This is a genomic window from Bartonella tribocorum CIP 105476, from assembly GCF_000196435.1.
Taxonomy (GTDB): Bacteria; Pseudomonadota; Alphaproteobacteria; order Rhizobiales; family Rhizobiaceae; genus Bartonella; species Bartonella tribocorum.
Window position 1 is genome coordinate 1,910,099 of record NC_010161.1, and the last position, 11,633, is coordinate 1,921,731.

Sequence of the window (11,633 nt, forward strand, 5' to 3'; positions counted from 1 at the left end):
AAGTTAAAATCAGAAAAGAAACACAATAAAGTTACATTTTGTTCTTATAATTTTCACAAAAGAAGCATTAAGAAAACACAATTAAAAATGATAGCTTAATCCACCAGAAAAATGCGTTCCAGAAAAGCCATCTTTCGTAAATTTATGCTTATAAATCAGATCGCTATGAAAAGTAATTTTTTGCGATAGTTGTGAATAAACACCAAATCCAGCTTCTAAAGAAGAACCAAAAGAACCAAGCTGGAAAGCATCTTTAAAATACACAAATTGTTTATCATCAAAATTACGAACAAAATGAAGCGTCCCATAGAAGGAGAGAACTTGTGCCTCTTTCGTAAATGTCAGTGTTTTGGTTAAATGTCCCCCAATACGCACCCCCCAATGATCTGGTCTTTGCATATCAATCTTAAAATTATCAATATCACGCGTGTTATGAAACTGAAGATTTTGATAAACAAACTGGACCTGTGGTTCAAAAATAAAACATCGGCAGCCTATCATAAATGTTTTACCAGCCGTTAAGGAAAAACTTAAGGGCTTGCCTCTTAATGCAGCCGTTTTACCTCGCTCACGTGTAAGAACATTGCCATTAAACAAACCATAAGAGAAGAGACCATCCATATAAAGACCCGTATCATGCTGCATACTCCCATAGGCTGTAATGGACCATTTATCAAAGATACTTTCTTGACGTTGTTTCACCTCTCGAGGACGCAAAGAAAGTTTGCCATAATTTCCCATAATTCCAAAGGATGTTGTACTGTATGCATTTTCGATTTTCTTGAGTAAAATACCTGCCTCTAGTGCATTATAATCGAGGTCGCTTCCATATCTATATTCAAATGCAGACAAATTTGAAGTATAACGGTGATGTCCACCGTAACCGCGCAAAAACAAAGCGGGATTTTCATTAGTTTTTAATGACTGACGAGAAAAAGTTCGCAGTATTTGCAACTGCTTATTTTGATTACTGATATCCATTAATCCAGCATAAAATAAGGTATTTGGTACAAGAATATAAGTCAGAATCTGTGGAACAACAACCCTCGTATTTAGCTCAAAATGAGAAAAAAACTCAGAAACAGAGGGGGTAACAGAAGAAACAGACGCAGGTGACACAACAACAGAAGGGGTGGGAGGAACAGATGGAGAAACAGGTGAACCAGACGCAAGCGGCACAACAACAGAAGGGGTGGGTGAAACAGATGGTGGAACAGGTGAACCAGATGCAAGCGGCACAACAACAGAAGGGGTGGGTGAAACAGATGGTGGAACAGGTGAACCAGATGCAAGCGGCACAACAACAGAAGAGGTGGGTGAAGCAGATGGTGGAACAGGTGAACCAGATGCAAGTGGCACAACAACAGAAGGGGTGGATGAAGCAGATGGTGGAACAGGTGAACCAGATGCAGAGGGAGAAATAACAGAAGGAGTGGAAGGAACAGATGGCGGTATAGGTGAACCAGATGCAGGAGGAGAAACAGGAGGATGATTTGGAACCTCTAATACAAAAACATCAGATGTATCAGATGTGGTCGTAAGATGGGAATCCTTATCAGGAGAATCTACAGGAAAAGAAAAACTTGGCTTCTGAGTTTTTTTCTGAGAATTAGAATCGATAATCTTCTCTTCATCTCCAGTAGTATTAGGATGAGTTTTCGGCACAGAGGGAATATCATTAGAAGCAGGAGGAACAACGGATTCAACCACTGGAACAATTTTTGTGGAATCGAGAGAGGAAGAATCAACGAATTTACTTTCAAGACGGAAATCCCAAAATGTTCCAGCGTTTTTAAGCACTCTTTGATTGGAAGCTGCCACCCCTAAAGCAGAACTTGGACCATAACTCTTTAGATGATACTGATAGGGGGAGTCTTCAAGTGTGACATACCCCCCCTTTAACTGAAAAGAATCTTCAGTCGCTTGTCCATAAACCTGAACAATGGAAATCCCCTGATCATTACCGCCCTCTCCCGTCAATGCCCCTGGGCTTCCAGGAACCTTATAAATATGGACTGTTGTTTTTCCGTCAAGATCCCCATTGATTAAAAGTCGATCAGTTTTTTGCTTCTCAAGCTCTCCCCCTTTATCCAAATATGCATTAAGATAAAGATTCACATTACCGTGCGCTTTATAGACAGTCCCTGTTCCTTTTCCTATGAGAAGTGTCTGATAACCATTTGTTGTGCTAGACTTTAATTCTTCAAAAATGAGAGAACTATCAGAAAGTTCGACCACTGAAAGAGAAGAAGTATCTTTTAATCTAGAACCAGACACATTAGAGTTTTGTAATTTTTCATATTTTGGTCGCGCTAAAATCCACTTTGAACCATTTTTTAACACGATCTTGGCTGTAGAACTTTCATCAACATATGCGCTTCCTACAAGGATAGAAGCATCAGCCTCAATCTTGACATTGGAATTTTCAACAGCTTTCAGCAGTGAATCACCAGCAACTGTTGAATGTTGTAAGAGTTTAACAGAACTTTCAAATTTGCGGCTATAAATAGCCGTACTTTCTGGAGCCATAACGGTTGTCTTAGTTAAATGGACAGCCCCTTTTCCTGGTATAATTGTTTTTGTCCCCTCCAAAACAGCTTCCCAAAAAAAGTGCATACCATGAAATGCCTTCCCTCTCACAAAAACATTGGAATGTTTAATATAAGCAGTAGCATTATTATTCCCTTGCAACACAATGCCATGAGCAGCGTTAACATTAACGTTTCCCTTCTGGAAATGAATCATGCCTTTCCCCTGAAGCATACTAAAAGCAGAACCTTCACGATGATTATCTGTATTTGTCCCTTGTTTCCCCTTTCCGGTAATAGAAACACCCTCTAAATTAATTTCTCCATCTCCTCCTGTTTGAACGCCAATACCATCAGCAAAGTCAATCTTTCCTCCTTTCATATGCATTTTTGCACCATTATGACTCAAAAGACCGATCGCATCAGAAGGTATCTTAATCTCTGTTTTGGTCAAAGAAACCAATGATTTTTCACCCGCAACACTAATCCCTATTCTAGTTGCTTTAATCACCCCATCCTGCATTTCAAAAGCCCCATCCTCGTCAATATCCGCCCCTATCGACACATCATTTAACATGGAATAAAAGAGAGCAACGCCTCCCCCTTTTGAGGCTTTCACAGCTGTTGTCCAAGCGCCTTTTTCGGAATGGCCATTGGTATTTGAAACACCGTTAATGATTATCGCCGTTCCTTCAATGAGTGTATTTTCCTCTGATGCCTCTAAGGCAGCATCAGAACTTTCACCCGTGAGTTGATAAGTTTTCTGAGAAATTTCATGGGTTTGACCATCGTTACAGTGATAGAATGAAACACTTTCGTCACATGAATATTGCTTCTTCTGAGAAAAAACTTCACCAGCATCAGCATTGTGTACAAAGAAAAAAATAACCGTTGTAAAACGCCATAAAGAGAGATGATTTTTGAACATAATTTTCTACAAACTTTCTTCCCCTTCTCTAAAAACAAAAAAACACGCATTCTATTGAACAACTTTGATTTTGCGTGATAATTTAAAAAATACATTTTGTATTTTATATATCCACGATGCTTCTTATGTAAAGCCAGAATCTAAAAAATCACAATTTTAAATTGTATTTTCTTTTAAAGACGCGTAAAAATAGATGTAATAAATCCCCCACATGCATCAAAGCAGTGATTTCAAGAGAATTTTTAAAATTACACAAAAGAGAGATGACACCTTGCCTCACGCTTTTGTATTTATCGCGTTCTTTAATAGAATGATAATCATCATGAAAAACAAAACTCACCAAACAGAATATAGGTATGTTGCCAATTCACGTACTTGTTTTAAAAGCACGCTTCTCAGCGCATCGAAGCCCATTTCGCAATGGCATCCGTGAGTGGTATAATGGTAATAAATTCATTGAGCATCCCATCTTTACGCTTATAAATAAGTAAGCCGATACCATCACCTACTTTGCCACTCCTAGAATGTTGCAACAACCCTTAGCTCTTGAGATGGTTCATAAGAGATATTTTCTCTCCTTTCTTGTCCAGTTTTTATCCACACACTTCTCCCCACTTATAACCTAGAGACAAACGGTTTTGATCGATTCAACGTGAAACAAATTTGAAATGAAACAACCCCATGATATTCGCATTTTTCATTCAAAATAAAAGACAACGACTATTATATAAATCAGTATCTTACATAGAGGAAGATACAGTATAAAAAGCAAAAATAGAAAACCAGAAAGCTTTATCTCGTTTCTAAAAAGAAACAAATTTACTCATGCAAAAAACATTCTTTTAAAAATTTGTTTTTAAAATTGCAAACCAAACAATAAAAAACCACAAGCGATGCTTGTGGTTTTGCTTGTGTTTTTTTAATTTCCTCCAAAGGCAATCATCCTAAAAACGATAGCGCAATCCACCAGAAAAACTGATTCCAGAAAAACCACCTTTGCTCAACTTATGCTGATAAACCAAATCACCATGAAACGCGAATTTTTGAGACAAACGGGCATTAAGACCCAATCCAGCTTCTAGAGAAGAACCAAAAGCTCCTAATTGGAAAGAATCTTTAAAGCGCACAGATCTCTCTTTGCCAAAATCATGAGCAAAGTGAACCTTCCCATAGAAAGAAACATCACGATCCTTTTCAGGTGCAGCAAGAGTCTTCGTCAAACGGCCACCAATACGCACCATCCATTGATCAAACTTATCCATCTCGATATTAAAATTATCAATATCACGGGTCTCATTAAACTGAAGATATTGATAGACAACCTGAGCTTGTGGATTAAAAACAACGCCTTCATATCCTGTGGTAATTTTCTGACCACTCATCAAGGAAAGACTTAGGGGATTACCCTTCAATGTTGCTGTCTTACCCCGTATTGGAGTAAGAACATCACCCTTGAACAGACCATAAGATAAAAGACCATCAATATAGAAACCTGTATCATGCTGCATACTGCCATAGACTGTAGCCGTCCATTTATCAAATGCACTTTTTTGACTTTGTTCAACATCTTTAGGCTGTAGAGAAAGCTTTCCATAGGACCCCATAACCCCAAAGGATATGACACTCTCAACATTTTCAATTTTTTGAAGCAAAACACCTGCCTCTAGTGCATAGTACCCTAGATCTCCTCCATAGCCATATTCAAGTGCGGATAAATCTGAAGCATATCGATAATTCCCCCCATAACCACGCAAAAATGAAGCAGGATTTTCAGGAATTTCCAACATTCCACGAGGATTAGCACGCTGTGTCTCCAACTGCTTGTTTTGATTACTGATATCCATCAAACCAGCCTGGAGCAAACTATTGGGCAAAAGCAAATAAGTTGGAACTTGCGGAACAACAACCTTAACGCCTTGCCTAGAATGACGCTCACCACCTAAACCAAATTTAGAACCCTGAGTTAGCCTAAATGTAGTATTGGAATCAATAGATCCATTTTCGAGGCGGAAATCCCAAAAATCTCCTTCACCTTCGACTAATCTTTGAGACGCGCTCGCTCTTCCTAATTCAGAGCTTGGACCATAAGCATGGAGCCTATATTGATAAGGTAGACCATCCAATGCAATATAATCACCATCCAGCAAGAAAGAATCTTTCTCTGCCCTTCCAGAAACCTGAATTATTGAGATACCTTTGTCATTTCCATAACGCTCCGTACCACCTCCTGGACTTCCTGAAATAGCACGTACATGAACCATGGTTTTTCCTTTAACATCACCATGGACTAAAAGGCGATCTGTTTTTTGATTCTGAAGAGCTCCCCCCTTATTCAAATAGGTGTTGAGATAAAGATGTGCTTTACCTCGTGCATTATAAACTTCACCTGTTCCTCTCCCAACACGAAGTGTTTGATAGCCATCAACTATGTTCGTTTCTGGTTGTTCAAAAGCAATAGAACTGTCAACAAGATGTATTAATGAAATAGATGAAACACCGATAGAATGAGGAACTTGTAAATTTTTATTTTTCGGTCGTGATAAAATCCATTTTGAACTATCTTTCAAGCGAAATTCAGCAGAAGAGCTTTCATCAATACGTGTCCCCCCAACAAGGGTAGAAGCATCCACTGAAACCTTCACAAAAGAGCCATCCTCAACTTTCAGCAATAAATCTCCAGAAAGTTTAGAATTATCTAACAGCCGAACAACACCACCAGATTTTCTGCTATAAATAGCTGCACTATTTGGAACCGTAAAAGAGGTTCTTGTCAAGTCAACAAGCCCTCGCACAGGTAAGTTCTTTTTCGGAAGACTTCCGAACATCTCTTTCTCACCCGTAAAAATATAAAAAGGATAGGGATTTTCGTGATCCTTCATTTCCTCACTTCTGTCTCCTGGTCCCTCCCAAAAACGCAGACCATAAGACCTATTACTTTCTACTGAAACCGTAGAATCCACGATAGTTATAAACCTACCATTCCCATTGATATTATTCCCATGCATTGAAAAACCATGAGCATTGGCTAGATTCACTTTACCTTTCTCAAAATGGATAAACCCAGAACCAGACGCATGAAAAGCTAAATTTTCACTATGGTCATCTATACGCATCCCCTGACCACCTTTTTCGGTAATGGAAACACTCTTTAAAACGACCTTTCCCCAACTTCTGACTTCAACACCGATACCATTTGTAAAGTTAATCCCCCCTCTTTCTATAGTTACTTTTCCATTTTCACTTGCGACAACCCCATACTTCCAAAAATTTTCTTTTGAACTAACAGCACTTGAAGCATCCTTAACAGTTATATCTTCCCCTACGAGAACTGTATTTTTTCCAGACGCTTGTATAGCAACAGTTTCATGCGTATTTTTATCAGTTTTTTGATACGTTTTATTGGAAAAGCCGTGGGTGTTTCCATCCTTACACCGAAAAAATGTACTATTTATATTACATGAGAATTGGTCCGGATTATTTTGTGTCTTACCATTAACACCAGAACGAACTTGTGCTCCAGCATTACCAATAGCACCATCTTGAACCTTAGCATCGATATGATGTGTCAAAAAAAGAAGCGCTGTCGTGAAAGTATATAAGGAGAAACGATTTTTTAATAAGTTGACCATAATTCCACCATAATTCTGCCCCCCTTATTAAGAGCAATACACAACGTATCAAAAAATTTAACCAAGAGAAAAATTTAATACGTTTTGTTTAAATGTGTTAAGATTATTATTATTTTTTGTGTTTTATGTAAACATGGAATTAAAAATTTACTAAAAAATACTCCCCTGAATCTGTCATTTTTACAAAGAATTTTTCAAAATAGAACTGAAAAATGAGAAACAATCATCTCTAAAATTGTTATTCAAAAACAGCATTAGAGGTTTACATGCATTTAAAATACCTACTTTAACGACTGCCTAATCAATCCCCAGAACAGGTACATTCAATAATTTCGATAAATATTGTATTGAAAAGATGGGCACTCTGTAAGAAAATAAAATATATGTCTAAATTGGAAAGCAAGGGGGATATATATCTGTTTTTAGGTAATCTTTATGGAAATTAGCTTCATTTAGAAAGAATAGGAACGTGTAAAAGTCAAAAGAAATTCCTATTTTTATCAACTCTTTATTCGACTTTACAACGCTCAAAAGCACTCAAAGCCGTATCTTAAAATATCAAGATCACCCATGACTTCATCCTGTTATTTATTGCATTCTTAAAAAATATATTTCTCAAAAAACGATATGATGTTTCTCATTCCCAATTTTCTCAGATACCTTCATCCCTTCCACCTCCATTTCACAACAGCAGCAGATATAGAATATAAAGTATTATCGGATACAGCCTTCATTGCGCTTGAACAGCATCTTTCTTTCAAACTTCTAATGGTGTAAATTCTCTCCTCTTTATACAATTCTCAAAACGATATCGTCTCCTTTCTTAAATGATTTTTTATCCATCTGCCAATCCTACACATGCAAACGAATGTTTTTTATAGATTTAACAGCATCGAAAATATTTTTAGTATTTTGAATTAAATAATATCTTTTATAAATCAGTATGTTATAAAAAATATGAAGAAACTCTAAAAGACATGTTTTGAAACGATAACGTACAAATTTATCCAATTTTTCAAGAAAAATAAAAGAAGCCCCGCCCTAAAACATATTAAAAAGAGATGTAAAATCATACTCTATAAAAAGCTTATAACAACAAAATGAATAAAGAACAAAAAAAACCACAAGTATAACTTGTGGCTTTTTTAAAAATTAATTCAAAACAGGAACAAATACTAGAAATGATAACGCAATCCACCCGAAAAACTCGTTCCAGAAAAACCAGCTTTCGTTAGCTTGTGCTGATAAATCAAATCACCATGAAGCGCAAAATTTTGAGACAATTGAGCATTAAAACCTAATCCAGTTTCTAATGAAGAACCAAAAGCTCCTAGCTGAAAAGCATCTTTAAAATGCACAAACTGTTTTCCTTCAAAACCATGAGCAAGGTGAAGCTTGCCATAGAAAGAAATAACTTGAGCCTCATCACCAGCAACCAGCATCTTTGTTAAACGCCCTCCAACACGCCCTACCCACTGATGAATCTTTCCTAAATCAATATCAAAGCCATCCACATCACGCACTTTATTAAATGGAAGATATTGATAAACAACCTGAACTTGCGGATCAAAAACAAAACCATCCTCCCCCACCATAAATGTTTTACCAGTCGTCAATGAAGCACTTAAAGGATTTCCCTTTAATGTTGCCGTTTTACCCCGTGCTGTTGTAAGAACGTCTCCCTTTAAAAAACCATAAGACACAAGACCATCAACGTAAAAACCTGCATCATGCTGCATGCCCCCATATGCCGCAACGGACCATTTATCAAATGTACTCTTTTGACTCTGTTCAACATTCACAGGTTGCAAAGAAAATTTCTCATAAGACCCGATAATTCCAAAAGAAGTCGTCCCATACATATTTTCGATTGCTTTCAGCAGAACACCTGCCTCTAGGGCATTATAACTCAACTCGCCGTCATAACCATATTCAAGCGCAGAAAGATTTGAAATATAACGCTGATTACCACCATAACCGCGTACAAAAAAGAAAGGCTTTTCGTGACTCTCTAACAAGCCGCCAGCGGCAATTCGCAAAGATTCCAATCGTTTATTTTGATTGCTAACATTCATCAAACCAAGATGACGTAAGGCATTAGGCAAAAGGAGATAAGTCGGAACCTGCGGAACAACAGCCCTAACTCCCGGCTTAGGTACAGGATGAGGCTCTGGAGCTGGAGAGGGCGTTGGACTAGGGGGAGTTGGAGCAGGAGGGGTTGGACGAGGATCTGGTTTAGGCTTAATATCAGAATCTATAGATCGACTCTCGAGACGGAAATCCCAAAATTCCCCGCTTCCTTCAACAAGCCTTTGACCAGCATTGGCTTTTCCTAAATCAGATTCTGGACCATAACCATAGAGCTTATACTGATAAGGTAATTCATCTAACGCTACATAACCACCTTCCAACTGAAAAGAATCCTGCTTTGCTTCTCCAGAAACCTGAATAATTGAAAGTCCTTCATCATTTCCCCCTCTTCCCGTGTATCCTCCCGGACTCCCTGCAACAGCATGCACATGGAGCATTGTTTTTCCCGAAACATCCCCATGAATTAAAACACGATCAGTCTTTTGATGATCAAGAGCACCACCACTATTCAGATAGCTATTAAGAAAAATAGAAGCCCCCTCTCGTGCTCTATAAACTTCACCCTTTCCCTTTCCAATACGAAGGGTTTGATGATCATCAACAGAAGAAGGTTCTTGTCTTTTAAAATGAATAGAGCTCCCCCCCATAAGACTCACAAGTGAAATAGAAGAATCATTTGCAACCTTATGTTGATCTTTTGGCAACTGTTGTTGTAAAATCCATGTAGAACGACCTCCCAAATAAAGTTCTGCATTAGAATTTTCATCAACGTGAGCACGACCTTCAAGAGTGGAGCCATCAGCCAAAACCGTTATAGAAGCCCCTTTCTCAGCTTTTAATAAAAAGTTGCCTGAATGAAGAGTACTTTTCATCAAACTCACCGCACCAGAAATAAGGTTTTCACCATAAAGAGCCGTATCGTCTGAAACAGAAAAGTCTGTTCTATCCAAATTAACAATTTCTAATCGTGGTGGAGATTTTTCTTCTCCTAATGAAGTCCCCTCTTTTTTATCTCCACCTTCGCTCCATGGCTTCTCTCCCTGAAAGTAGATACCATAAGATCCAGCGCCATTTATATTAATAGTAGAGGATTTAATATTGACTTCAGTCACAGGAACCCCAGACTCAGAATGAGAATCCTCATTTGATAAATCTTTAACTTCCTGCAAAGGAATAGAATTGACTTTATTTTCTAATAATATACCATGGACATCCATAGCACGAATGGTAGTACCTTTTAAATTAACGGTCCCCTCTAAATCCGCACGCACAACTGCATGATTATCCGAATTTTTTTCTTTACCTTTCCCTGTAACTTTAACATTCTCGAGGTTTATCTTCCCACCTAACATCGAAGAAACCCCGTGGCTGTTCATAAAATCAACTGATCCACCTGACATCCAAACTTCTGAATGCTCATAACTTAAAAGACTTGCATTCCCATTAGCCGTATTAATTTCTGTATCTTCTAAAAGAACAAATGACCTATCTGCTGCATCAACACCTTCATGACTTTCCCCAATCTCTCCATTTTTTACCTCAATCACTCCATTACTCGCACGAAGGCCTATAACTGTATTTTTGATAATCGGATCTTCCAAAACAATCTTACCGTTCTCTAATACGTGCACCCCCATTAGAAAAGTCTCATCGGCAACTTGACTGCTAACCGTTACATTCTTCCCACGAACTTCTGTCCCTATTCCCTTCACCGTTATAGCAGTAGGACCTGGGGGGTAGTTGGAAGCATTTTCATTCGTAATCCTATAAGATTTATTATCAATTTTAGGCCCCTCCCCTGTGGACTTCACATTGTTAGGACCCGTTCCGCAATTATCACATACATAATATAATCCACTATAGTAATAAAACGCAGGATTCACACCTCTTTCATCAGAGTCCTCATTTCTAACCGTATTATCGATATTTTTCTCATACCCTTTCCCCCCATTTTGATGCCGTTTCTCTCCCTCTTTTCCACTCAGAACACGATAGTCATCCCCCCCACTAATACCCTCATCGTTATTGCCAATATTAATCATACTAGGAGAATAATTCCCCCCACTCTCTCCCTTAAGAGGAAGCTTATGCTTATTACTCCCGCTCAGCTGAGGAGAAGAATTAGCAGAGACAACTGGAATAACCTTTATAACATAAGGTTTACCTTCCTCCTCCTGTGTCGCCGCATAAACTTCTCTTCCATTTTGGAGCAAAGAAAGGATAGCTGTTGTACAAGCACATAAACATACATGATTTCTAAAAACTTTAATCATCGTTCCCTCGAAACTTTCCTTCCCCTCTCATTAAAAATAAAAGCACTTGCAAAACATCCCACTGCGCACCTCAAAATACGAAAGGTGTAACAAAAAAGACATGCCTCATGCTCACTTGAACCATGCAATGAATTATTCCTATAAATTCGTCAGAAGCTCTACGCTCAAAACTATCTATAAGAGA

At 38.1% G+C, this 11,633-nt stretch carries 4 protein-coding genes; all 4 read right to left on the bottom strand.

What is annotated here, in order from left to right:
• Positions 1–81: 81 nt before the first annotated feature.
• Complete coding sequence (locus tag BTR_RS08435) at positions 82–3,456, bottom strand: autotransporter outer membrane beta-barrel domain-containing protein (protein ID WP_012232181.1); 3,375 nt, start codon at positions 3,454–3,456, stop codon at positions 82–84.
• 395 nt (positions 3,457–3,851) lie between these two features.
• Positions 3,852–3,989 (bottom strand): hypothetical protein, encoded by a 138-nt coding sequence (locus BTR_RS13080; RefSeq protein WP_171815223.1) that lies wholly within the window; start codon positions 3,987–3,989, stop codon positions 3,852–3,854.
• Between the two features lie 411 nt (positions 3,990–4,400).
• Positions 4,401–7,085, bottom strand: a complete 2,685-nt coding sequence (locus tag BTR_RS08445) for an autotransporter family protein (protein WP_012232182.1) — start codon at positions 7,083–7,085, stop codon at positions 4,401–4,403.
• Between the two features lie 1,175 nt (positions 7,086–8,260).
• Positions 8,261–11,449, bottom strand: a complete 3,189-nt coding sequence (locus BTR_RS08450) for an autotransporter family protein (protein ID WP_012232183.1) — start codon at positions 11,447–11,449, stop codon at positions 8,261–8,263.
• Between the last annotated feature and the right edge of the window lie 184 nt (positions 11,450–11,633).

What these genes read in the sequence shown, in the direction of transcription:
- BTR_RS08445 (WP_012232182.1), bottom strand. Translation starts at nt 7,085, where the DNA reads ATGGTCAACTTATTAAAAAATCGTTTCTCCTTATATACTTTCACGACA.
- BTR_RS08435 (WP_012232181.1), bottom strand. Translation starts at nt 3,456, where the DNA reads ATGTTCAAAAATCATCTCTCTTTATGGCGTTTTACAACGGTTATTTTT.
- BTR_RS08450 (WP_012232183.1), bottom strand. Translation starts at nt 11,449, where the DNA reads ATGATTAAAGTTTTTAGAAATCATGTATGTTTATGTGCTTGTACAACA.